General features: G+C 58.3%; 21 protein-coding genes. 8 read left to right on the plus strand and 13 right to left on the minus strand.

What is annotated here, in order from left to right:
* Positions 1 to 54 precede the first annotated feature (54 nt).
* Positions 55 to 1,788 carry a calcium-binding protein gene (locus AADJ11_RS09740; RefSeq protein ID WP_341234315.1) on the plus strand — a complete coding sequence of 578 codons (1,734 nt, stop codon included), beginning with the start codon at positions 55 to 57 and terminating at the stop codon, positions 1,786 to 1,788.
* A 4-nt stretch (positions 1,789 to 1,792) separates the two neighbouring features.
* Here AADJ11_RS09740 and AADJ11_RS09745 read toward each other — a convergent pair whose 3' ends face one another.
* The 6 genes from AADJ11_RS09745 to AADJ11_RS09770 form a co-directional block, all read right to left on the minus strand.
* Positions 1,793 to 2,137, minus strand: a complete 345-nt coding sequence (locus tag AADJ11_RS09745) for a DUF427 domain-containing protein (protein WP_341234316.1) — start codon at positions 2,135 to 2,137, stop codon at positions 1,793 to 1,795.
* A gap of 41 nt (positions 2,138 to 2,178) precedes the next feature.
* Positions 2,179 to 3,969: an aminopeptidase P family protein gene (locus AADJ11_RS09750; protein WP_341234317.1), complete on the minus strand. Its 1,791-nt coding sequence runs from the start codon at positions 3,967 to 3,969 to the stop codon at positions 2,179 to 2,181.
* Positions 3,970 to 4,025: 56 nt separating this feature from the next.
* Positions 4,026 to 5,903 carry a cobaltochelatase subunit CobT gene (cobT, locus tag AADJ11_RS09755; RefSeq protein WP_341234318.1) on the minus strand — a complete coding sequence of 626 codons (1,878 nt, stop codon included), beginning with the start codon at positions 5,901 to 5,903 and terminating at the stop codon, positions 4,026 to 4,028.
* A complete protein-coding gene (locus AADJ11_RS09760) occupies positions 5,896 to 6,603 on the minus strand; it encodes an aspartate/glutamate racemase family protein (RefSeq protein WP_341234319.1) in 708 nt (235 codons plus the stop codon). Before AADJ11_RS09760 ends, cobT begins: the two co-directional genes overlap by 8 nt.
* Before the next feature lie 17 nt (positions 6,604 to 6,620).
* The gene (cobS, locus tag AADJ11_RS09765; RefSeq protein WP_341234320.1) at positions 6,621 to 7,607 is read right to left on the minus strand and encodes a cobaltochelatase subunit CobS; all 987 of its coding nucleotides are present in this window, start codon (positions 7,605 to 7,607) and stop codon (positions 6,621 to 6,623) included.
* 208 nt (positions 7,608 to 7,815) lie between these two features.
* On the minus strand, positions 7,816 to 8,445 hold the full coding sequence (locus AADJ11_RS09770; protein WP_341234321.1) for a J domain-containing protein: 630 nt from the start codon (positions 8,443 to 8,445) through the stop codon (positions 7,816 to 7,818).
* 74 nt (positions 8,446 to 8,519) lie between these two features.
* Here AADJ11_RS09770 and AADJ11_RS09775 point away from each other — a divergent pair, with 74 nt between their 5' ends.
* Positions 8,520 to 8,777 carry a BolA family protein gene (locus AADJ11_RS09775; RefSeq protein ID WP_341234322.1) on the plus strand — a complete coding sequence of 86 codons (258 nt, stop codon included), beginning with the start codon at positions 8,520 to 8,522 and terminating at the stop codon, positions 8,775 to 8,777.
* Here the strand turns inward: AADJ11_RS09775 and AADJ11_RS09780 are convergent.
* From AADJ11_RS09780 to pepN, 6 genes are all read right to left on the minus strand, one after another.
* Complete coding sequence (locus tag AADJ11_RS09780) at positions 8,774 to 9,196, minus strand: DUF4177 domain-containing protein (RefSeq protein WP_341234323.1); 423 nt, start codon at positions 9,194 to 9,196, stop codon at positions 8,774 to 8,776. The genes AADJ11_RS09775 and AADJ11_RS09780 overlap by 4 nt on opposite strands.
* A gap of 106 nt (positions 9,197 to 9,302) precedes the next feature.
* The gene (locus AADJ11_RS09785) at positions 9,303 to 9,770 is read right to left on the minus strand and encodes a thioesterase family protein (protein WP_341234324.1); all 468 of its coding nucleotides are present in this window, start codon (positions 9,768 to 9,770) and stop codon (positions 9,303 to 9,305) included.
* 97 nt (positions 9,771 to 9,867) lie between these two features.
* Positions 9,868 to 11,379 carry an Asp-tRNA(Asn)/Glu-tRNA(Gln) amidotransferase subunit GatB gene (gatB, locus tag AADJ11_RS09790; RefSeq protein ID WP_341234325.1) on the minus strand — a complete coding sequence of 504 codons (1,512 nt, stop codon included), beginning with the start codon at positions 11,377 to 11,379 and terminating at the stop codon, positions 9,868 to 9,870.
* A 165-nt stretch (positions 11,380 to 11,544) separates the two neighbouring features.
* A complete protein-coding gene (locus tag AADJ11_RS09795; RefSeq protein WP_341234326.1) occupies positions 11,545 to 12,885 on the minus strand; it encodes a hypothetical protein in 1,341 nt (446 codons plus the stop codon).
* 282 nt (positions 12,886 to 13,167) lie between these two features.
* Positions 13,168 to 13,602 carry a hypothetical protein gene (locus AADJ11_RS09800; RefSeq protein ID WP_341234327.1) on the minus strand — a complete coding sequence of 145 codons (435 nt, stop codon included), beginning with the start codon at positions 13,600 to 13,602 and terminating at the stop codon, positions 13,168 to 13,170.
* Between the two features lie 50 nt (positions 13,603 to 13,652).
* Entirely contained in the window at positions 13,653 to 16,205 is a 2,553-nt protein-coding gene (gene pepN / locus AADJ11_RS09805) for an aminopeptidase N (protein WP_341234328.1), read from the minus strand.
* Positions 16,206 to 16,306: 101 nt separating this feature from the next.
* Here pepN and AADJ11_RS09810 point away from each other — a divergent pair, with 101 nt between their 5' ends.
* The 4 genes from AADJ11_RS09810 (at position 16,307) to AADJ11_RS09825 (ending at position 20,264) form a co-directional block, all read left to right on the plus strand.
* Positions 16,307 to 16,546: a hypothetical protein gene (locus tag AADJ11_RS09810; RefSeq protein WP_341234329.1), complete on the plus strand. Its 240-nt coding sequence runs from the start codon at positions 16,307 to 16,309 to the stop codon at positions 16,544 to 16,546.
* 207 nt (positions 16,547 to 16,753) lie between these two features.
* On the plus strand, positions 16,754 to 18,907 hold the full coding sequence (locus AADJ11_RS09815; protein ID WP_341234330.1) for a malate synthase G: 2,154 nt from the start codon (positions 16,754 to 16,756) through the stop codon (positions 18,905 to 18,907).
* A 70-nt stretch (positions 18,908 to 18,977) separates the two neighbouring features.
* Positions 18,978 to 19,403, plus strand: a complete 426-nt coding sequence (locus tag AADJ11_RS09820; protein WP_341234331.1) for a heme-binding protein — start codon at positions 18,978 to 18,980, stop codon at positions 19,401 to 19,403.
* Positions 19,404 to 19,487: 84 nt separating this feature from the next.
* A complete protein-coding gene (locus tag AADJ11_RS09825) occupies positions 19,488 to 20,264 on the plus strand; it encodes a gamma-glutamyl-gamma-aminobutyrate hydrolase family protein (protein WP_341234332.1) in 777 nt (258 codons plus the stop codon).
* Between the two features lie 302 nt (positions 20,265 to 20,566).
* On the opposite strand, the gene AADJ11_RS09830 is transcribed toward AADJ11_RS09825, so the two are convergent.
* Positions 20,567 to 21,319 carry an SDR family oxidoreductase gene (locus tag AADJ11_RS09830; RefSeq protein WP_341234333.1) on the minus strand — a complete coding sequence of 251 codons (753 nt, stop codon included), beginning with the start codon at positions 21,317 to 21,319 and terminating at the stop codon, positions 20,567 to 20,569.
* Positions 21,320 to 21,554: 235 nt separating this feature from the next.
* Between AADJ11_RS09830 and AADJ11_RS09835 the strand changes: the two genes are divergently transcribed.
* A complete protein-coding gene (locus AADJ11_RS09835; protein WP_341234334.1) occupies positions 21,555 to 23,129 on the plus strand; it encodes a Re/Si-specific NAD(P)(+) transhydrogenase subunit alpha in 1,575 nt (524 codons plus the stop codon).
* Between the two features lie 13 nt (positions 23,130 to 23,142).
* Entirely contained in the window at positions 23,143 to 24,582 is a 1,440-nt protein-coding gene (locus tag AADJ11_RS09840; RefSeq protein WP_341234335.1) for an NAD(P)(+) transhydrogenase (Re/Si-specific) subunit beta, read from the plus strand.
* Positions 24,583 to 24,721 lie beyond the last annotated feature (139 nt).

Genomic DNA, 24,721 nt, shown 5'->3' on the forward strand with positions numbered 1-24,721 from the left:
GATGGTTAATAACCGCGTAGCTTTGAGCCAAGGTTTTTCAGTGGAGATATTTTGATGCTTAGCTTGCTTTTATTACCGGCACTCGCCCTTTTTGGCGTGTCAGGCCTCGTTGATACCACAGAGGCAGAAGACGAGGATTTCGATCCTGCCGATCTGGATTTTGAAACGCAGACGGGCACTGGCGGTGGTGACCTTTTGAACGGCACCGGTGGCCTTGACCTTTTGGACGGGCTTGCGGGCGATGATACGCTGAATGGCTATGGCGATGACGACCTGCTGCTGGGCGGCACTGGCAATGACAGCCTTTCGCTGGGGGGCGGAGATAACCTGGCTTACGGCGATGATGGCGACGACACGATCAACGGTGGCCCCGGCGTCGATATCATGGCCGGTGGCAACGGTGCGGATGTTCTGACCGGTTATGGCAATAATGATGGCTTGGCGGGCGGAGAAGGCGACGATCTGCTGCGCGGCAATGCTGGCAACGATACCCTGCTGGGCAACAACGGGGCCGACACATTGGATGGCGGTTCGGGGGATGATGTTCTGCAAGGCAACTATGGCGACGATAGCATCGGCGGTTTTGGCGGCAACGACTCACTGACTGGTGGCCGGGGCGTTGACAGTCTTGATGGTGGCAGCGGCGACGATACGTTGTTCGGAAACCTTGGGGAGGACACGTTGCTTGGCGGCAAGGGCAATGATGTTCTGCGTGCCGGACCTGACAATGATCTGGCGAATGGCGGTTCGGGTACCGACGACATTCAAGGCAACGCTGGTGATGATACTGTCTTTGGTGGTCGCGGTGACGATACGCTGTCAGGGGGTATCGGCGCTGACTATGTTGCGGGGAATGACGGCAACGATGCGATCTATGGCAACGATGGAAACGACGGGCTGAACGGCGGCTCTGGCAACGACAGTTTATGGGGTGGCATTGGCGATGACACCCTCAGCGGCATGAAGGGCGATGATCAACTGGACGGTCAGGGGGGCAATGACTTGCTGAACGGCAATGTAGGGAATGATACCTTGCTGGGCGGCGGGTTGAACGACACGCTGAACGGCGGTGGCGGCAATGACGTGCTGGACGGCGGCACGCAAAACGACCTGCTCAGCGGTGGCGGCGGCAACGACAACATGACGGGTGGCAGCGGTGCCGATACGCTGAACGCCGGACCGGGCAATGATACGCTTGCCGGCGGAGACGGCCCTGACAAGTTGGCGGGCAACAAAGGGGACGATCTCATTGCCGGCGGATCGGGCAATGACGCGATCTTTGGCGGGCCGGGCAATGACACCATGTTCGGCAATGATGACAACGACTTTATTCTGGGGGGTACTGGCGCTGACAGCATTGACGGCGGTGCTGGAAATGACGTCATCCGCGGCTATGATTTTAACTTTGCCGGTGATGTGACAGGTACATCCGATACGCTGGCCGACACGATTATGGCGGGTGACGGCAATGACACGGTCAGCGCCAATAACGGCGACATTGTTACCGGTGGCGAAGGCGCAGACGTGATCAACGCCATCGGCTATGATCAGGTGGGCACAGAGCCCGTGATCGTGACTGATTTCGATCAGGCCGAAGACGGGTTGTATCTGCAAGAAACCCAAAGCTCCCCCGCCAAGTTCGCACCCGGCGATGGCACGTTCGAAATCCGCGCCGCGTCAAACGGCACGGACAGCGAGATCGTCGTTGAAGGGAATGTGGTGGTGATCTTGCAAAACACCGATGCCGCCGCCCTAAGCGCCGACACCAGTTGGTTGCTGAACGTCTAAACGTTTAAATCTGCTCGACGGTGACTTCGGGCAGGTTGTAAAAGGCAAGATGTCCTTTGATCTCAGCGACTTGGTCGCTGGGGTCTTCATATGACCACGCAACATTTTGCAACGTGCGGCTTTTGGTGACGACGGAGTAATAGGTCGCATCGCCTTTGTGCGGGCAATGGGTCGTCTTGTCGGTCTTGTCCAGAAAGGCCATCGCGATGTCACTGCGCGGGATATAGATCACCGCATTCATATCGCCTTCGCGCAGTTCAAGCGCATTCTTTGTTTCGGCCAGCACGGCACCACCGGCGCGGACTGTCCAGGTGCCATTGGCTTTCAAGATTTTGATATGGTCTGACATTCTCGGACCGGCCTCCCTAACGTTACAGCATTATGCGGCGCTCAGATCGGCGCAGTTGCAGCATCCAACCATAATTTTGCCTCAGGCGATAGGCGCGGCCCGATCTTTTCCGCGACGTCGCGGTGATAGGCATTCAGCCAGTCGCGCGTGGCGCTGTCCAGCATATCCGCGATAATCAACCGTGTATCTATGGGCGCAAAGCTGAGGGTTTCCCAATGCAGCATCTTGCGATGTGCGTCGCCGCCCGGCAGATCGGGCGCAGGGCGCACCACCAGCAGGTTTTCCAACCGGATGCCAAAGGCCCCCTCGCGGTAATATCCCGGCTCGTTGCTCAGGATCATACCGGGCATCAACGGCACCGTGCTGACCTTGCTCAGCCGTTGCGGCCCCTCATGCACGCTTAGATAGGCACCAACACCGTGGCCCAACCCGTGGTCGAAATCTTGTCCGGCCATCCACAGGGGCAGGCGGCCTATCGCCTCGATATCGCGCCCGGCAAGGCCCTGCGGCCAGCGCAGGCGGCTCATCGCGATCATGCCAGCCAGCACACGGGTGAACGCTTGTTTCGCCTCCAACGGGGCGGCACCGATGGGGATGGTGCGGGTGATGTCGGTGGTGCCGTCCAGATATTGCCCGCCAGAATCCAGCACCAGCAAGTGGCCGTTCTCTAGCGTGCTATCGGTTTCCTCGGTCACCCGGTAATGCATGATCGCGCCGTTGGGGCCGGTGCCCGCGATGGTCTCAAAGCTGATGTCCTGCAACGCGTTGTCCCGTCGGCGGCAGGCCTCAAGCTGCGCGACCACTTGCGTCTCGGTCACGCTGCCGGGCGCTTGGGCATCCAGCCAGGCCAGCAATTCAACCAGCGCCGCCCCATCGCGCAGATGCGCAGCGGCTGATCCTGCCACTTCGGCCTCGTTTTTGCAGGCTTTGGGCAGGGCGCAGGGATCATCGCCCCATGATGCACGGTCGCCTACGGCGTCAGCCACAGCAACCGGAACGGTGGTTTTATCCAACCGGACCGGCCCTTCGAGGGTTTTAAGATACCCCAGCAAGGCATCGGGTTTGTGTACTGTGACACTGTCGCCTAAATGATCGGTCAGATCGGCAACTTTCTGGGGCGCAACAAACAGATCAACCGCCCCGCTCCCGTGCAAAACAACAAAACCATGCACAACCGGATTGCGGGCAATGTCAGCGCCGCGGATGTTCAACAACCAACACAGGCTGTCAGGCAGGGTAATCACGGCCGCCGCTTCGCCCTTTTTACGCAGCTCTGCAGCCAAACGCGCGCATTTGTCGGCATGGGATTCGCCAGCGAATTCCAACGGGTGCACCTTGGCGGGGAACATGGGTGGCGCGGGCTGGTCCGCCCAAATCCGGTCCACCAGATTGGCACAGCGCCGCATCTCTATCCCGCTGCCCGTCAGCGCCGCCTCCAATTGCTCGATCTGCCCCACGGCATGCAACCACGGGTCAAACCCAACGATGCCGCCGTTTGGCAGCTCAGCGCGCAGCCATTCGGCCAAGGACACTTCGGGCCAAGCCACGGGGGTATAGACATCGGCCACCTGCGCCTTGACCTGCGTGCGATAGCGCCCGTCGATAAACACGCCCGCCACATCCATCAGCGCGGCGCAAAAGCCCGCCGATCCGGTGAACCCGGTCAGCCAGCTTAGCCGTTCATCATGGGGGGCAACGTATTCGCCCTGATGCGCATCGGCGCGCGGCACCAGAAAGCCGTCCAGCCCTTCGGCCTTCAATTCAGTACGCAATGCGGCCAAACGTGGCGGCCCCTGTTCAGGCCTCGATGTCACCTCAAACGATTGAAACATGACGCAAGTCCTTCTTCATTTTGCCAAATAAACTCCCCGCGGAGCGTCCCGCCGTCTCAGCTTGCGCGGCGCATGCCCATGACGCGGGCCCGTGCACGGGGATCGGTATCAAACAGCGCTGCCAGTTGTTCGGTCATGGCCCCGGCCAGTTGATCAACATCCGTAATCGTGACCGCGCGGTCGTAATAGCGGGTCACGTCATGGCCGATACCAATCGCAAGCAATTCAACGGCTTTGCGCTTCTCGACCATGGCAATCACATCGCGCAGGTGTTTTTCCAGATAGTTGGCAGGGTTCACCGACAGGGTGCTGTCATCGACGGGTGCGCCGTCACTGATCACCATCAAAATTTTGCGCGATTCGTGGCGGGCGATCATCCGGCGGTGTGCCCATTCCAGTGCCTCGCCGTCGATGTTTTCCTTGAGCAATCCTTCCTTCATCATCAGACCCAGATTGGGCCGCGTCCGTCGCCATGGGGCGTCGGCGGATTTATAGATGATGTGGCGCAGATCGTTCAAACGGCCGGGCTGCACGGGGCGGCCTTCGTTCAGCCATGCTTCGCGGGCTTGGCCACCTTTCCACGCGCGGGTGGTAAAGCCCAAAATCTCGACTTTGACGTTGCAGCGTTCCAGCGTGCGCGCCAGAACATCGGCGCAAATCGCCGCGATGGAGATCGGCCGCCCGCGCATAGAGCCGGAGTTATCCAACAACAACGTCACGCAGGTGTCGCGGAATTCGGTGTCTTTTTCCATCTTGAACGACAGCGGCGTGGTGGGGTTCGCCACGATCCGCGCCAGACGGCCCGCGTCCAGCGTGCCTTCTTCGAGGTCAAACTCCCACGACCGGTTTTGCTGTGCCTGAAGACGGCGTTGCAGCTTGTTGGCAAGGCGGCTCACGGCACCTTTTAACGGCTCAAGCTGCTGATCCAGATAGGCGCGCAGGCGTTCCAGCTCAGCGGGTTCGGCCAGATCTTCTGCGCCGATAACCTCGTCATTCTCGCTGTTATAGACCAGATAATTGGGATCCGCGTCTGACGCTTGCGGCGGGGCAGGTGGCTCCATCGGGGCGTCGCCATCGGGCATCTCGGCTTCGTCGCCCAGCTCTTGATCGGCCATGTCATCCATCGACACTTGCGCTTGGGATTCGTCTTGCTGTTGTTCCTGCGACTGCTCGGGCGAGGCTTCGGCCTGCTCGTCGTCGTCCTCATCCTGACCGGTGCTATCTGGGTCTTGCTCTTCTTCGGTGCCTTCTTCCTCGGCGCTGTCTTGGTCGTCGTCCGACTGATCCGGGTCGTCGCCCAGCTGGTCGCCATAGCCCAGATCAACGATCATTTTGCGCGCAAACCGAGCAAAGGCCGCCTGATCGTCCAAGGTCTCGTTCAAGGTCTCAAGCGTGCCACCAGCCTGATCCTCGATATAGCCGCGCCATAGTTCCATCGCCTCGGAGGCACCAGGGGGCAGATCGCGGCCCGTGGCCAGATGGCGGACAAGGTACCCGGCGGCGGTGGCCAGTGGCACATCGCTGGGCTGTTTGGCCTGATCGTATCCCTTGCGCAGGGCGTCGTATTTGATTTTGGCGTCGATATTGCCTGCGGTGCCGGGCATGTCGCGCGCGCCCACGGCCTCGCAACGGGCGGTTTCCATGGCCTCGTACAGATCGCGGGCCATGTCGCCATTGGGCAGGTATTTCGAATGGGTCTGGCCGTTGTGATAGCGCCGGTTCAACGCCAGCGCGTCAGCGGTGCCACGGGCTAGCAACACTTCGTCACGGGTCATGCGGCGGCTGACCTGCGGCAAACGCATCGCGTCGCCGGACATGCCCGAAGGATCAACGGAATAGGTGACCGTTACGTCCGGATCATGGGACATGACCTTGGTCGCTTCGGCCAGCGCCTTTTTGAACGCGTCGGCGGGGTTGTCGGAAGGTTTAGACATCTGGTTTCCCCATGGCCTGTTCTAAAGTGATATGCCCTGTTGCCAGTCGCGCCAGAATATCCACGTGAACATCTAACGCATCAATCACGGTATAATCGGTGGCGCGCCCATCAAAGGCAAGGTTCAGGTCGGTGCCTGCCAAGACAACTGCATCGGCACCGCGATCAGACACCAGCCGTGCGCCTGCGTCCATAAACAATGCACGTTGTTCATCGGTACAATGACCCGCGACGGCAAGATCCTGATAGCTTTGCGCCAAGTGTTCAATCTCGTCTTCTAGGGCCACTGCCTTGGTCTGGTGCAATTGACCATAAAGGCCCGTCTTCATCACAACCTTTGTCCCAAGAATACCCACCGTGCCGATGCCGCGCTTTTGGAAATAAGCATCTAACGGTGCCACCCCAGAGATCAGAGGCAGTGCCGAGATCGCTTGGGTTTCTTCAAAGCAAAAATGCCCCCCAAGCGAGGTAATCGCCACACAATCCGCACCTGCGGCTGCAAGTTGGTCAATCGCCTTGGCATAAACCTTGGCTTGGGCGTCCCTATTATCCGCAAGATTATTGCGGATCAGGGTTTGGACGTCGCCATGCGAAATGGTCAGTTGCAACGGGCCGCCCAAGGCTTGGGCAGCCGCAGTGAGCCGCTGGTAATAAACAACTGTTGCTGCAACTCCGATGCCGCCGATTAATCCGATGTGCATGGGGGCTCCTTTTGGGGTCACCCCAAGCTCACGCTGGCCGCTGATTCAGGCAGTTCTTCGTCGAACAGACGCTGATAGAACTCGGCAACCGTTTGGCGCTCAAGCTCGTCGCATTTGTTGAGGAAGGACAGGCGGAAGGCATAGCCGACGTTGCGGAAAATCTCGGCGTTTTGGGCCCATGCGATGACGGTACGCGGTGACATCACGGTGGACAGATCGCCGTTCATGAAGGCCGTGCGGGTCAGGTCGGCAACGGTGACCATCTGCTTGATCGTCTTGCGGCCCTTGTCGGTGTTGTAATGTGGGTTCTTGGACAGAACGATCTGGGTCTCGGCCTCGATCGACAGATAGTTCAGCGTGGCGACCAGCGACCAACGGTCCATCTGACCTTGGTTGATTTGCTGGGTGCCGTGGTACAGGCCCGTGGTATCGCCCAAACCAACGGTGTTGGCGGTCGCGAAAATGCGGAAATAGGGGTGTGGCTCAATCACTTGGTTCTGGTCCAGCAAGGTCAGCTTGCCGTCGACCTCAAGAACACGTTGGATCACGAACATCACGTCGGCGCGGCCTGCATCATATTCGTCGAACACGATTGCGGTCGGGTTGCGCAAGGCCCAAGGCAGGATGCCTTCTTGGAACGTTGTGACCTGTTTGCCGTCCACCAGTTTGATCGCGTCTTTACCGATCAGGTCGATCCGGCTGATGTGGCTATCAAGGTTGACGCGCACGCAAGGCCAGTTCAGCAGGCTTGCGACTTGTTCGATGTGGGTGGATTTACCCGTGCCGTGATACCCCTGAACCATAACGCGGCGGTTGTGGTTAAAGCCGGCAAGAATGGCCATCGTGGTGTCAGGGTCAAACTTATAGGTGCTGTCCAGATCGGGCACGCGGGATGTGCGTTCCTCGAACCCGTGAACGACCATGTCTGTGTCGATGCCAAAGACTTCGCGAACGGAGATCTCTTTGGTGGGTTTCGCGTTAAGATCCAATGAGGTCTCGGCCATGCTGTGTCGTCCTTCATAATCATACGCGCCTGCGGGTCAGGGCGGTTTCGTTAGGCAACATATCTTTCTTAAGCCTGAGGGAAAGGCCCAATTCGCATCTGCGGCAATGACAGCGCGCCGCATCTGCGCAGATAAGGGGATTTGGGGGCACGTCGTGCAAACCGCGCGCCGGTGGTTCATGCCAGACCACGGGCGCGCGGGTATAGATTTATTTGTCTTTGAAGTTGCGGCTGACTTTGATTTGGTCCCAAGCCCATACGACCTCTTGCAGCTGTTCTTCTTGGCTGCGGTCGCCGCCGTTCATGTCAGGGTGCAAGACCTTGATCAGCGCCTTATAGGCTTTGCGCACCTCGGGCTTGGTCCAGTTGTCCTTGGCCTCGAGAATCTCGATGGCGCGGCGTTCTGTCGGGGGCAAACGGCGGCCTGCGGCGGGGCCTTTGCCTGGATTTTGCGTGGCGTTTTTGCCCAGCACTTGATGAGGGTCTTCGATACCCAAACGGGCCCAGGCGCGTGCCTCGGGATCGCCAAGCGGCTTGGTTGTGCGTTCCCAAACTTTGTCCTTGGATTGCTGCGCGTTCAGTTCCGCCTCGGTGGTGCCGTCAAAGAAGTTCCACTTGAGGTTATATTCGCGCACATGCTGCTGGCAGAACCAGAAATAGTCGTCCAGCACATCCGGGGCCTTAGGCGCGCGGTATTTACCGGGCTCTTGGCATCCCTCGTGGGAACACAGCCGCTGCGATGTCTCGGATGCACCGGACATACCCCTGCGGCCACGGGGGTTTTTCTTTTTGGAGGACGACACGGACATGTCGAATCCAAAGGGATCAGGCTTGGGCATGATATGGACCTTTCCGACTCAGGACGATCACTCTAAAGATTGCAGCGCCAGATTGAAGGGGGCTTTGCGAAAAAATGTCAGTAACACAAGAAATTGCCGACCGTTTAGAAGCCGCCTTTGCGCCAACTGAATTGAATGTGGTGGATGATAGTGAAAGCCATCGCGGGCATGCGGGCTTTCAAGAGGGGGGCGAAAGTCACTTTAACGTAAAAATCAGGTCTGCAAAATTCAAGGGCTTGAGCCGGATTGCCCGCCACCGCGCTGTGCACGACGCCTTGGGGGCCGAGCTGATCGGCCGCATTCACGCGCTGGCGCTGGACCTCGACGTTTAGCCTATTTTAGGCTGGGGTGCCGTGGGGGCCGGCGCAGTGGGTTTCTTTGCGTCGTCCGCTTTTTCACCTTCACCGCTAACCGCATCGCCGTTTTGCGGGGCGGCTTTGGCTTCAGCTTTGTCTTGCACCGGTGCTTCGTCTTGCGGTGCGGGCAGCAGTTCGGGCTGAAACGCATCTACATCGCTTGCGTGCGGACGGCGGAACACCAGCACATTGCGCCATTCATTTTTGGTCCCGGTCAGGCCAGCACGTTCCGTGGATGGCAATGTTTCCGCGCGCTGATATTCCCATCCCTCGCTTGAAAGGCTGTTCATAAGGTCTTCTAATGCATGGGAAAAGCGGGCTTCGGCCCCTTTGACGTCTTTGCCCTTCAGGCCCTTTTTAGGCGCGGGAACGACTTTGTATTCGTAGCGGGGCATGACCGTCCTTTGGCGTTGTTTGAAGCGTCTTAGCCTATCAATAACTGCCGCACAACGTGTCGTGCAGGTTGAATTTACAACTTATCAGGCTGTGCTGGCGATCGTGTTACTTCTTCAACCCGATTTTACGTCCGGCACGTTCAGGATAGGGCAGGCTGCTGTGCGCCTGCTTCATTGCGTCAAGTTTGGACAGGATTGGTTGCGGCATCGGCGCGACGCGGGGGCCGGACTGATCAACGTGCAGGGTTAATGCCTCGCCCGTGGCGGCAAGCCAGCCGTCTTCGTGCCTCAGCTCGGTAAAGCTGTGAAACCGCTTTTCGTCATAATCCAGCAGTTGAAAGGTGCAATACGTCCGGGCACCTTCGTGCAATTCGCGCACATAGCAGATGTGGAATTCGGCGACATAGGTGGTGCAGCCCTGTTTTTGATATTCGGGGCCAAAGCCGATCTGCCCATAGGCATCATCAACGGCGTTATCCATGAGGACGGAATAATAGGCCATGTTCAAATGGCCATTAAAATCAATCCATTCAGGTTTCACGACCCGCAGCGATGACCGAAAAGGGGTATCCATCATAAAGCCTTTCAAAATATGGGGCTATGGGGGCGGAACGCGCCGTTTTCTTTCAAAGAAAACGGGCCGGAATTTTTGAAAAATTCCGCGCGCGCCGTCAGCCTTGCAGCTTTTTCGCTACGATTTGGTTTACCGCTTTCGGATTGGCTTTGCCGCCGGTTGCTTTCATGGTCTGACCGACAAACCAGCCGGCAAGTTTTGGGTTCTCGCGGGCTTTGGCAACCTGATCGGGGTTGGCGGCAATAATCTCGTCCACGGCGGCCTCGATGGCTGCGGTGTCTGTGACCTGCTTCATGCCACGCTCTTCGACGATCACGGCAGGGTCGCCGCCTTCGGTATACACGATCTCAAACAGGTCCTTGGCGATCTTGCCGGAAATGGCGTCAGACGCGATCAAATCGACCACACCGCCCAGCTGCGCCGGGGTGACGGGGCTGTCGTTGATCGTCTTTTCATCCTTTTTCAGGCGGCCGAACAATTCGTTGATCACCCAGTTCGCAGCCATCTTGCCGTCGCGGCCTTTGGCCGTTTCCTCAAAATAACGCGCGCTATCCAGATCAGCCGTCAAAACTGATGCGTCATAATCGCTTAGCCCAAAGTCGTTGATAAAACGTGCTTTCTTGGCGTCGGGAAGTTCGGGCAGGGTCGCGTTGATGTCATCGACCCACGCCTGTTCAATCACCAAGGGCAGCAGGTCGGGATCGGGGAAGTAGCGATAATCATGCGCTTCTTCCTTGGACCGCATGGAGCGGGTTTCCATCTTGTCGGGGTCAAACAGCCGGGTTTCTTGCATGACTTCACCACCGCCTTCAACGATGGCGATTTGGCGTTTGGCTTCGACTTCGATCGCTTGCTGGATAAACCGCATGGAGTTCATGTTCTTGATCTCGCAGCGGGTGCCCAGATGGCTGAAATCTTGGGTCGCTTGGTATTTTTCGTATTGGCCGGGCAGGCAGATCGACACGTTCACATCGGCGCGCATGGCACCCGATTGCATATCGCCGTTACACGTCCCCAGATAGCGCAGGATCTGGCGCAGTTTGGTCAGATAGGCAGCAGCCTCTTCCGGGCCACGGATGTCGGGCTTGCTGACGATCTCCATCAGGGCGACGCCCGTGCGGTTCAGGTCAACGAAAGACATGTTCGGGTCCATGTCGTGAATGGATTTGCCGGCGTCTTGTTCAAGGTGGATACGTTCAACGCGCACCAGACGTGCCGTGTTGTCACCCATTTCAACCAACACTTCGCCTTCGCCCACGATGGGGTGGTAAAGTTGGGAAATCTGATAGCCTTGCGGCAAATCGGGGTAGAAATAGTTTTTGCGGTCGAACGCGCTTTCGAGGTTGATCTGCGCCTTGAGGCCCAGCCCCGTGCGCACGGCTTGTTCAACACAGAATTCGTTGAGCGTGGGCAGCATGCCCGGCATGGCGGCATCAACGAAGGACACGTTGCTGTTCGGTTCGGCCCCGAATTTGGTAGAGGCGGCCGAGAACAGCTTGGCGTTGGAGAGCACCTGAGCGTGGACTTCCATCCCGATCACCAGCTCCCAGTCATGTTTGGCACCGGCAATTGTGCGGACTTTGGGGGTGTCATAGGTCAGGTCAAGCATCAGGGCACCTTTGGCATCTTGGGTAACATCGCTTGGTCATAAGACAGGGGGCGGGGTGCTGCAAGAGGGCGCTTGGCCATAGCCCGTCAATCACAGCGGATCGGACGGGCCGGGGCAGGTTGGGCGCGGCGATTGGTTGGTATGCGACTTAGACCCCTACACGCCCTATACGGCGTTTGCTTGCGGCCCGTTTTCAGTGAACACGATACGCTTGCCTGCGGCGATTTCGGATTTGAACAGACCAGCCATAATGCGCATGGCATCATCGCGACCGGCCGCTGCAAATTTACGCGGGGAGCTGATGCGCAGGTTGTTGTCGAACCCATGCGCCGCATGGGCCCAGACCATCGGGTGCAGTTCCGTCAGATGCTCGCGCACGATCCATTCGGTGCAGCCCGCAATCTGGGCCCGCACGCTGTCGGCCTTGTCGTTTCCGGTAAAGCCCTGACCGATGGTATTGGCGCAATAGGCGGCAAGAAGATTGGCGGTATAGGCGTCCGAATTGCGGCTTAGGATGTCGCGCAACCCTTCGATGAAAAACGGCAGGTCAAGGTTTGCGCAGGCTTCGTCATCGCAGGAAATAGCGTCAAACTGGACCCAAGTGTAACCGCCCGCACCCCAAATATGTTCTGTGCGCGCAGCGGTGCGCCGTGCCTCAAGCTCTAGCTGGGCATAGCTGCCGAACCAACGCGGCAACAGATGATTGCCCATGGCGCGCATCGGGCCGGGGTTCAGCGGGTTGAGGTTGATCAGATGCTCGTATTTATCGGCCACTTGTTCCTTGCGGTTGGCGGGGCCGTTGACTTGGGCGCAATGGGTGGCGGAAAGCAGGGGGCTGTTGGCATGGCGCGCCAGAAACGGTTCGATAATGTCGTCGGCGCGGGCAAGATGCGCCTCAAAAGCGTCGCGGTTGCGCTTGGGTACGTCCTTGTCCCAGCCGTTGCCGCGCCACGCCCAGCCGATATCGATATGGGCCTGCGCGACGATGCAGGCGACGATATAATCATCTGGATATTCTTCGAGCACATGTTCAAACGCTTCGATGCCGGTCAGCACTTCCTTGGCGACGCGGTGGTCGCTTTCGCGGATTGCATGTTCTGCGGCCAAGACCACATCGGCGCGCGCGCCAAAGGCGATCAGATCGGCGACCGGCATTGATCCCGTGGTTAAGGTGCCAGCAAGGTCGTATTTGCGAATGGCTTCGCTCAGCGCGGGCCAGTTTTCCTGACGTACCAGACGTTGCCCGGTTTGTTGAAAACCATCGCGTGCGCTTTCCTCGGCGGTGGGGTTGGGACAGTCGATTTTCAGCATATCCTTGAACGCGTCATGGTTGACTGTACTGGGGGTCTGACGGGCGCTGCGCGGCCGCCTTGGCGCGGGCGTTGCTTTTTCAGCAAATCCCGACTCCGAAAAGCCCGCAGCGGAAGGCATAGCGGCACTGTCTGCAGTGTCTTGCGACGTAAACGACGTGTTCTTGCGTTTAAAGAAGTTCATGATCTGCAGCATTTATTGTCCAATTTCCCGTTCGCCAAGCTTTGTTGGTCGCTTTGTATTGGAACAATCTGGTCTGAGATTCGGGCGCAATCATGGCTTTGCCAAGGTTCATCTGAGAATTATTTACATCTACAACGTGTGTTTTTGACTTATTTCGGGCAAGGTTTGAAACGGCCGAAAACGCAGGAAAACACATGGCTGGGCTGGCCGGACGGATGAAACGCAGGCCTTTGCGATGGGTGCAGCTGCGGGATGCCTTCGGCGAGGATATTTAGGAGCCAGAGAAGCGAGGGGTCATTGCCTGAGGCTGAAGTGATGGCGTTCGGTTTTAATGTCGCGGGCGTTCAGCGCATGCTCAAAGGTTTTGTGCGGTGGTGTTGCCTCGAACGGGATACGGAGTTTCCGGCCCGAGTTGAGAATCACCGTGGCGCGGACTGAAAAATCGAGCCGGGTATCGAGGCGGATATGGTTGATTTCTGACAGGCGGACCTGCGCGGTGCGGCGACCGCTATACCAGTCGAGGCTTGTTTCGCTGAGGCTGAGGCCCGCGGCGGGATTAACGATCACATCATAGAATGCGGGGAGGGAGCAGGCCCCGATAATACCGATGATCAACGGTGCCGCGTCAAGCATCACCCAAGCGTAGAGCAGCGCGGCCCAGATAATCACAAGAACGGCGACCGCAGGGGCGCTGCGCCCCTGCCGTTGGTATGTATAGCTCTCGGCCACTAGGTGCTGCCGCCAGATACACGTGTTCTCTGGCGGGCAGCGTACATCTGTTACGCGCCCCGTATGCGGGTCAGCATTTCAGTTGTGTCGCGTGAAAGGTCCGGTTGCGCGAGAATACGGTCGAGTTCGGTTTTGATCATGGCCTGACGGTCCGTGTCATAGCGTTTCCATGTCTGGAAGGCAGAACACATGCGCGCCGTGGTTTGCGGGTTCACCGGATCAAGCTTGATCAGCCAATCGGCCAGCAAGCGGTATCCTGCGCCCGACGCATGGTGGAACCCGGCGTGATGCGCGGCAAAGGCCCCCAACACCGACCGGAACCGGTTGGGGTTCTTCCAGTTGAAATCGGCATGTTTGGTGAGCGTTTCTACGACCTCGTGCGCGTCTTCAGGGTCGGCTTCCATGACTTGCAGGCCGAACCATTTATCCATCACCAGACGGTCTTTTCGCCATTGCGCCTCAAAGACTTGCAAGGCGGTGCTGCCTTTGCCCGCGCGGATAAGATTGGCCAAGGCGTTAAGCTGCTGGGTCATGTTATCGGCGGCGTCATATTGCTTTTGCGCCATGGCACCGTCGTCGGTGCGGGTCAGCAGGGATAAGGCGGCATTGGCCAGCGACCGTTTGCCAGATTGCGCGGCGTTGGGCTCGTAAGCGTCTGTCACGGTGTGGCGCATATAGAGCGTCGGCACCAGATTGGCATAGGATTTGGCCATCGCGTCGCGGGTGGCCTCGACCGCCGCATAGATGATGTCGGGGTCGGGTGTGTGGCCGTCTTCGGCCAAGGCGCGCGCCAGATCGGATTGCGAGGGCAGGCCCAGCATCAAAGCGCGGTAGGCGGGATCAAGATGTTCGTCACTGATGACGGAACGGATGCCTTTCAGCCAATCCTTATTGGGTTTCTTACCCTCAAGGATCATCGCGATCAGCGACTTGCGGGCCAAGATGCGGCCCTGTTCCCAGCGGTTAAATGGATCGGTGTCATAGGCCAGCAGATGCGCACGGTCGGCATCGCTTAGGTCTTGGGTCAGGACAACGGGGGCGGAAAAACCGCGCAGCACGGATGTGATGGGGCGGGTCCCGAGGTTGTCAAAGACAAAGCTTTGTTCGGCTTGGGTCATTTCGAGCACCACGGTCGGTTCAACCTCGTCGCCGTCTTGGTCGATCAGGCCAACGGCGATGGGCAACACGTGGGGCTGCGGGTCTGGCGTGGCAGCACTAGGCGGGGTGTGTTGTTTAAAGTTCAACGTCAGCTTGCCGTGATCCCAGTCTTCGGTCACCGACAGACGCGGGGTGCCGGCTTGGGAATACCAGCGTTTGAACTGCGTGAGGTCGCGGCCCGTGGTGTCTTCGAACACTTTCAGCCAATCCTCGATGGTGCAGGCCTGACCGTCGTGGCGGTCAAAGTAGAGATCAAGCGCATCTGAATAGGCTTTATCGCCGACCAACGATTTCAGCATGCCAATGACTTCGGCCCCTTTTTCATAGACCGTCGCGGTGTAGAAGTTGTTGATTTCCTGAAAGCTTGCCGGGCGCACGGGGTGGGCCAGCGGGCCTTGGTCTTCGGAGAATTGGCGCGCGCGCAGGTCGATCACATCACCGATGCGTTTCACGGGAGCCGAGCGCATGTCGGAGGTGAACTGGCTATCGCGGAAAACGGTCAGTCCTTCCTTGAGACACAATTGGAACCAGTCACGGCAGGTGATGCGGTTGCCGGTCCAGTTATGGAAATACTCATGGGCGATAATCGCCTCGATCCGTTCGAAATTCATATCGGTCGAGGTTTCGGGCGAGGCCAGCACAGCAGATGAGTTGAAGACGTTCAGCCCCTTGTTTTCCATGGCACCCATGTTGAAATCATCCACGGCGACGATGTTGAACAGATCAAGGTCATATTCGCGGCCATAGACCTCTTCGTCCCATTTCATTGAATCCTTCAATGCCTGCATGCCAAAGGCGCATTTGTCTTCGTCACCGGGGCGCACATAGAGGTTAAGTGCGACATCGCGGCCGGATTTGGTGGTGAAACTGCCCGGATGTGCCACCAGATCGCCGGCAACAAGGGCGAACAGATACGCAGGCTTGGGCCATGGGTCATGCCACTGGGCGCTGTGGGTGTCTGTGCTGACCGGGTTGCCGTTAGACAGCAGTACCGGATGCGGGCCGTTAACGGTGACGGTGAACACGGCCATCACGTCGGGGCGGTCAGGGTAATAGGTGATCTTGCGAAACCCTTCCGCCTCGCATTGGGTGCAATACATGCCGTTCGACATATAAAGCCCCTCAAGCGCTGTATTGCCGGTCGGGTCGATCTCGACCTCGGCCTCCCATAAAAACGGCCCATCAGGCACGTCGCAGGTCAGCCCCTCTGCGGTAAATTTGGGGGTGACGGGCTTGCCATCAATTTTTGCGCTGATCAGTTTCAGGTTTTCCCCGTTCAGCAAGAACGTGCGGTCGGTGGCATCGGGGTTAGGGCGAAAGGCGATGGCGCTTTTGACGCGGGTGATGTGCGGGTCAAGGTCAAATTGCAGCGAGACACTGTCGATCACAAAGCCGTAAGGCGTGTAATCGGCTAGGTATATCGTCTGGGGGGCGTCATCGCGCATGCTTTTTCCTTTATGTCGGAACTTAGTGTTCGGGTGGGACGTTAATCCTGCAACCACCCACCCGCAAGGCGGGAATGTGAAGCATTAACCGGAGAATGATCATGTCAGCACCCGACACAAATATCGACAAGCAAGAAAAGCAACATAAGCCAGCCCTATTGGGGATCAGAGGGGCCATGATATTTGGCGTCTTGATGGTGCTTTTGCTGTTGTTCTTTGTTGTGGACAACGGGCGCGAGGATATGGCGACTGAGGATACAGCGGTCGAACAAGACGCAGGTGCTGCGAGCGTGGATGCAACCGCCGATCCGGTGGGGACGACAGCTACCGACAGCAACTAAAACGCCTAAGTTTTAGGTGCCAGTTTGAGGGCGGGTTCTGGAGACGGAGCCCGCCTTTTTCTATGTCTGATCAAAACTGTTTTAGGGATCGCGTCGGGGCGGTGCGCAGGATTGGTAATATAATTTTACCAATACAGCTTGCCCAAGGGGGTGTTACCTCTTAAGAATTTGCCAAAGCGATTGCAGACGAAACCCAAGGAGCATTCAATGACCCAACGCACAGATAAGAACGGCTTGCAGGTCGCGGACGAATTGGTCCGCTTTATCGAGACCCAAGCATTGCCCGGCACCGGCGTGAATGCCGACAGCTTTTGGGCGGGTTTTTCTGATCTGGTGCACGGGCTAGGCCCCAAGAACCGCGATCTGCTGCAGGTACGAGAAGACATGCAGGCCAAGATCGACGCGTGGCACAAAGAACGAGCAGGGCAGGATCACGACGCCGAAAGCTATACCGCGTTTCTGCGTGACATCGGGTATCTGGTGCCGGAAGGGCCCGCGTTCTCAATCGATACGGCTGGCGTTGATCCTGAAATCGCGTCGGTGCCCGGCCCGCAGTTGGTGGTGCCGATTACGAATGCCCGCTTTGCCCTGAATGCCGCCAACGCCCGCTGGGGTAGCTTGTATGATGCGTTCTACGGCACCGATGCCTTGGGCGATCTGCCGCAGGGCAAAGGCTATGACGCGGCGCGCGGCGCACGGGTTGTGGCTAAGGCCAAGGCGTTTCTGGACGAGGCTGCACCGCTGGCGTCGGGCTCTTGGGCGGATGTATCGGGGATCGCGGTTTCGGACGGTGCTTTGGCCTTGTCAGGTGCAGGCACCCTTGAGGACGCGGCGCAATTTGCGGGCTACCGTGGTGCCGCGGATGCGCCGACGGCAATTTTGCTGAAGCATAACGGCCTGCATATCGAGGTTCAGATCGACGCGGATCACCCGATTGGCAAAACTGACCCTGCCCATGTGTCCGACGTCTTGATGGAATCCGCACTGTCCACGATCATGGATTGCGAAGACAGCGTTGCCGCCGTGGATGCCGAAGACAAGGTTGTTGCCTATGGCAATTGGCTGGGCCTGATGAAGGGCGATCTGTCAGAGACCTTTGAAAAGGGCGGCCAGCAGGTCACCCGCGCCATGAACCCCGATCGGGAATACACCGCGCCGGATGGATCGACGCTGACCCTCAAAGGGCGGTCGCTGATGTTGATCCGCAATGTGGGCCATCTGATGACCAACCCCGCCGTGCTGGACCGTGATGGTCTGGAAGTGGGCGAGGGGCTGATGGATGCGATGATCACAACGCTGATTGCGATGCATGATCTGCAAAAGACCGGCGGGATGCGCAATTCGGTCGCTGGATCGGTCTATGTGGTTAAACCCAAGATGCACGGCCCTGCCGAGGTCGCCTTTGCCGACGAGATTTTCACCCATGTCGAAAACACGCTTGGCCTGCCTGCCAACACCGTCAAGCTGGGTATCATGGACGAAGAACGCCGCACCTCGGCCAACCTGGCCGAATGTATCCGGGCCGCAAAATCGCGGGTGGCATTTATCAACACCGGTTTCCTGGACCGCACAGGCGACGAAATCCACACCTCGATGGAGGCGGGGCCAATGGTGCCGAAAGGCGAGATGAAGAACGCCGAATGGATCGCGGCCTATGAAGATCGCAATGTTGATATCGGTCTGGCCTGCGGCTTGCAGGGCCGGGCGCAGATTGGCAAAGGTATGTGGGCCATGCCTGACCTGATGGCAGCCATGATGGAGGCCAAGATTGGCCACCCCAAAGCCGGTGCAAACTGTGCTTGGGTGCCATCGCCCACCGCCGCGACCTTGCACGCGATGCATTACCATCAGGTCGACGTGCTGGCGCGCCAAGAAGAGATCAAAGCGGGCGGTCCCCGTGCGACGCTGGGCGCGCTGCTGCACATTCCGGTGCTGACCGGGCGCAACCTGTCCGATGCCGAAATCACCCAAGAGATTGAAAACAACGCCCAAGGTATCCTTGGCTATGTGGTGCGCTGGGTCGATCAGGGCGTGGGCTGTTCCAAAGTGCCCGATATTCATGATGTGGGCCTGATGGAAGACCGCGCGACCTGCCGGATTTCCGCGCAGGCGCTGGCGAATTGGCTGCATCACGGGGTGATTTCCGAAGATCAGGTGATGGCGGGGCTGAAAAAGATGGCCGCCGTTGTGGATGGGCAAAATGCGGGTGATCCGCTGTACCGTCCGATGGCACCAGGGTTTGACGGGATCGCGTTTAAAGCGGCCTGTGATCTGGTGATGAAGGGACGTGTGCAGCCGTCGGGCTATACCGAGCCTGTGTTGCACGCGCGGCGGCTTGAGTTGAAAGCCGCGCAAGGTTGACGGGACGGGAGCGAGGGGCCAGCCCCTCGCGCTCCCCGGAGTTTAATTGGCAAAATGAAAAGGGTTTAGGATGATGGTTTCCTTGGAGCAGGCGCGGATTATCATCGCGCAGACGTTTAAAAAGGGCCGCGAGATGGGATTCAAACCCTTGTCGGTCGTTGTTTTGGACGCGGGCGGCCATGTGCAGGCGTTCGAGCGCGAGGATGGGGCCGCACCGGGACGCTTTGCGATTGCCCATGGTAAGGCTTACGGCGCGGTGATGTTGGGCATGGCGGGACGTGCGCAAATGGCGCGGGCCGAGGCGCAAGCCTATTTCATGACGGCGGTGAATGGTGTTTTCGGGGGTGCGGTTGTTCCGGTGCCGGGCGGGATTTTGTTGCGCGGTGAAAGCGGTGTCGTGATTGGCGCGGTTGGTATCACGGGGGACACATCAGATAATGACGTCGAGGCCGGATTGGCCGGAATTGACGCCGCCGGGTTGACAGGGGAAGCCTAAAAATAGGGCTTTAAGGGGTGTTGAGGTCGTTCAAAGGACGCGCTAAGCTTTACGCTATTCGCTAGTTTGAGGCTGTAGCTGTATATGTCACGTCCTGTCGTCGGTATCATTGGCAATACAAGCCTTTTGAACGATCAGTACCCAATCCATGCCGCTGGCACGATGAACACTGTCGCGGTGGCACAGGTGTCGGGCTGTATGCCGTTGATTATCCCCAGTGATCCGGCGTTGGTGTCCGTGGATGAGTTGTTGGAGACCTGTGACGGTTTTCTGTTCACCGGCGGCCGCCCGAATGTCCACCCTGAGGAATACGGCGAGGCCGAGACCGAGGCGCATGGCACTTTTGACCGGGCGCGCGATGCGATTGCATTGGGCCTGATCCGCAGATGTGTCGACCGTGGGCAGCCGTTTTTCGGCGTGTGCCGCGGTTTTCAAGAGGTCAATGTCGCGATGGGCGGGTCGCTATACCCCGAGATTCGCGACTTGCCCGGGCGGATGAACCACAGGATGCCCCCGGATGGCACGATCGAAGAGAAATTCGAGCTGCGCCATGATGTGACCTTTACCCATGGCGGTATTTTCCACGATGTTTTGGGCGCGACTAAGGTGCGGACCAACACCTTGCATGGACAGGGGATCAAGGAACCGGGCGCACGGATTGTCATTGATGGTTTTGCCGATGATGGCACGCCTGAAGCGATCTATGTCAGGGGGGCTGCTGGCTTTACCCTTGCTGTGCAGTGGCATCCTGAATGGGACGCCGCCAATGACCCCGTTTCGCGCCCATTGTTCGAGCGCTTTGGCGCGGCGGCACAGGCGTGGGCCGAGGGCAGACGGCAGGGATTGTTGCAGTCAGCCTGATGCTTGGCGCGTGCGTTGGCCAAAACTGAAATCAAATGTATGACGGGGCGCGGGGGCGGCGGATGTGCGCCGCGAGCGCCAGACAAACCCGGGCGGGTTTTGATGGGGCCGCTGTAGCGGCGGGAATGCTGCGCCATGGCTGCCCGATTTGGCGGATTTGCGGCGGCTTTTGAAGCAAAGTGTCATCCTGCGCACGCCCCGTTTAAATAACAGGGTGCACGCAGGAGACAGGCGGGGACCGTGGAGTAATTAACCATGTCCAAAACGTAGCAGGATAATGGTTAACGAATCCTGAATCCCTTTTACATATGACCGCCGGTGATCTGGATGCACTGACCGTTGATGCTTTGCGATCCGGGACCGGTCAGCCATGCCGCAGCGGCGGACACTTCGGATACGTCAATTAACCGCTTGTGGGGATTGGAATTTACCATGATCGCACGGGCTTTTTCCTCGGAAATTCCAGCGCGTTCCGAGATTGAGGCCGTGTTGCGGGTGATGATCGGCGTGTCCACATAGCCGGGGCAAATCGCATTGAACGTATAGGGTTGGCCCATGTAATCCTCGGCCAGCGACCGTACCAGCCCGATCATGCCGTGCTTGGACGCGGAATAGGCGGCGGCACCGGGCAGCCCGCGCAAGCCTGCCATCGAGGATATCGCGATCACGCGGCCCCAGTCGGTTTCGCGCATGGATTTCAACGATTCGCGGATGGTTAGGAACGCGCCGTCCAGATTGGTCGACATCATATTGCGCCAGAATTCCATATCGGTCTTATGTACGGCTTTGCCTTCGGCGATGCCGGCGTTGGGAATGCAAATCTGGATCGGGCCATGGGCTGCAACGGCGGCGGCGATCTTGGCGACCACGTCTTCTTCATTGCGCACGTCCATTGCGATGCCGGTCATGTTCGGGCCTGCGACCTCGTCCAGCACCGCTTGGCGGCGGCCGGTAATGGTGACATGCGCGCCTTTCGCGGCAAGGTCTTGGGCAATCGCCAGACCGATGCCTGTGCCGCCGCCTGTGATAAATGCGTGTTTTCCGTTCAGGTTCATGGTGTCCTCCCTTTGAATTTCGACCATGCTGGCGGCAGGGTGGGGCAGGCGCAAGCCATGGCGCTTTGTCACGCAACGTCGCGGGACCAGAAAACGGGCTTTTAGCGCTAGCGGGGGGCAGAATGGGCCTTCTATCCGGGGCCACATCTTGTACTATTGGAACCCAAGCGGTACTGCTCAGCGTAATAATGTTGCGCCACGGTGGACGCAACACTGCAACACGGGGGATTCTGGATTGAAGATCGGGACGCCAAAGGAAGTATTTGAAGGGGAACGCCGCGTTGCGATGACCCCTGAGTCAGCGCTTCAGCTGCAAAAACTGGGTCATGAGTGCATGATCGAAACGGGTGCTGGTCTGGCATCAGGTTTCGACGATGCAGCCTATACCGCAGCAGGTGTAAAGGTCGTCAAAACGGCAACGGCACTTTGGAAAGCTGCCGATGTGGTTGCCAAGGTGCGCGTACCCGATGACGCAGAGATGAAGAAACTGCGCAGCGGTCAAACGCTGATCTCGTTCTTTAGCCCTGTCGCGGACGAAGCCAAAATGAAGGCGGCGGCCGAAAAAGGGGCCACCGTTGTCGCGATGGAAATGATCCCCCGGATCAGCCGCGCGCAAAAGATGGATGCATTGTCGTCTATGGCCAACATCGCAGGCTACCGTGCAGTGATCGAGGCGGGCAATAACTTTGGTCGCTTCTTTACCGGTCAGATCACGGCGGCGGGCAAAGTGCCCCCAGCCAAGGTTCTGGTGGTTGGCGCTGGTGTTGCCGGTCTTGCCGCGATTGGGACTGCGACCAGCTTGGGTGCGATCACCTACGCGTTTGATGTGCGGCCCGAAGTGGCCGAGCAGGTCGAATCCATGGGCGCAGAATTCGTTTACCTTGATTTCGAGGAAGAACAGCAAGACGGGTCTGCCTCTGGCGGCTATGCGTCTGTGTCTTCGCCGGAGTTCCGCGAAGCACAGTTGGCCAAGTTCCGCGAATTGGCCCCCGAAGTTGACATCGTGATCACCACCGCGTTGATCCCCAACCGCGAAGCGCCAGAGCTGTGGACCGAAGACATGGTCGCCGCGATGAAGCCGGGTTCGGTAATCGTCGATTTGGCGGCGGAAAAGGGCGGCAACTGCAAGCTGACCAAGATGGACGAAAAGTTTGTCACGGATAACGGCGTAACCATCATCGGGTATACTGATTTTCCAAGCCGGATGGGTACGCAGGCGTCGACGCTGTATGCGACAAACATCCGTCACTTGTTGACCGATCTGACGCCGGAAAAAGACGGTGTGATCAATCACAACATGGAAGACGACGTGATCCGTGGCGCGACGATTGCCCACGCAAGCGAAGTGACCTTCCCGCCGCCACCACCCAAAGTGGCAGCAATTGCGGCTGCCCCGAAAAAGGCACCGGTCAAAGAACTGACAGCCGAAGAAAAGCGCGCGGCTGAAACTGCAGCGTTCAAAAAGCAGACCAAGTCGCAGGTTACATTGCTGGCCATTGGCGGCGCGTTGCTGCTGGCGGTTGGTCTGGTGGCCCCGGCCAGCTTTATGCAGCACTTTATCGTGTTTGTTTTGTCGGTGTTTATCGGTTTCCAAGTCATCTGGGGCGTGGCGCACAGCTTGCACACACCTTTGATGGCGGTGACGAATGCGATCTCGTCGATCATCATTCTGGGCGCGCTGATGCAAATCGGATCCGGGTCCTTCTTGGTGATTATTTTGGCAGCTTTGTCGGTCTTCATGTGTGGGATCAACATATTCGGCGGCTTCCTCGTGACACGGCGCATGCTCGCCATGTTCCAGAAATCTTAAGGGGGCAGAGATCATGGATTTTGGTTTCACAACAGCGGCTTATGTTGTCGCAGCAATCCTGTTTATCCTGTCGCTTGGCGGGCTAAGCGGGCAGGAAAGCGCAAAGCGCGCGGTGTGGTACGGTATCGTAGGTATGGCTTTGGCCGTGGCTGCAACGCTGATCGGGCCGGGCTCTGGTTATTGGCTTTTGTCGATCATCCTGATCGCGGGGGGCGGTGCCATCGGCTATCAACTGGCCACCAAGGTGCAGATGACGCAAATGCCCGAACTGGTTGCTGCGATGCACAGCCTTGTCGGTCTGGCAGCGGTGTTCGTCGGCTTGATCGCACATTTCGAGATTGGCCGCGTCGGTGGGTTTATCGCGGATGGCGGTGACGTCAAAGAATTGGGCACTTTCGCGGCGTTGATCGCCAAGAAATCCGGTGTCGAGCTTAGCATCCTGCGGGTCGAGCTGTTCTTGGGCGTGTTCATCGGTGCGGTGACCTTCACCGGTTCCGTCATTGCCTATGGCAAGCTGGCAGGTCGCGTGTCGTCCACTGCGGAAAAACTGCCCGGCGGTCACATGCTTAACATCGCGGCGGCGGCTGTCGCTGTGCTGACGTTGATCTGGTACTTTAACACGGGTGGCTTCCTGCCGCTGTTGCTGATGACGTTGGCGGCCTTGTTCATTGGCTACCATCTGATCATGGGTATCGGTGGTGCGGACATGCCGGTGGTTGTGTCCATGCTAAACAGCTATTCCGGCTGGGCCGCGGCGGCAATCGGCTTTAGCCTTGGCAATGATCTGTTGATCGTTGTGGGCGCGCTGGTGGGTTCGTCGGGTGCGATCCTGTCTTACATCATGTGTAAGGCGATGAACCGGTCCTTTGTCAGCGTGATCTTGGGCGGCTTTGGTGGCCCTGCGGGCGAACAGATGGCCGTTGAGGGCGAACAGGTCGCTATCGAGGCTGACAGCGTTGCCACGATGCTGAACGAAGCGGATAGCGTCATCATCATCCCCGGTTACGGGATGGCGGTTGCCCAAGCACAGCAAGCGGTCAGCGAGCTGGTCAAAAAGCTGCGGGCCCAAGGCAAGAACGTGCGTTTCGCCATTCACCCCGTTGCGGGTCGTTTGCCGGGTCACATGAACGTGCTGCTGGCCGAGGCCAAAGTGCCCTATGACATCGTGATGGAGATGGACGAAATCAACGACGACTTCCCCAACACGGATGTTGCCATCGTGATCGGCTCCAACGACATCGTGAACCCTGCGGCACAAGACGATCCAAACAGCCCCATCGCCGGTATGCCGGTTCTGGAATGCTGGAAGGCCAAGAACGTGATCGTTTCCAAGCGCGGACAGGGCACGGGCTATTCGGGCATCGAAAACCCGCTGTTCTTTAAGGACAACACGCGGATGCTCTATGGTGATGCCAAGGCCAGCTTGGACAAGCTGCTGCCGATGATCGACTGATAGCTCAGTCAGGGTTGCGGCCCTGCTGATACCGATCTGAAACGCCCTGTCAGAAATGACGGGGCGTTTCGCGTTTGACCGCTGCGCCCCCTTTGGCGGGGTGTTGTTCTTCGCGCTTCGTGAATGACACGCGCAGAAA

Origin of the sequence: uncultured Sulfitobacter sp. (genome assembly GCF_964021855.1) — a bacterium.
Classification (GTDB): Bacteria; Pseudomonadota; Alphaproteobacteria; order Rhodobacterales; family Rhodobacteraceae; genus Sulfitobacter.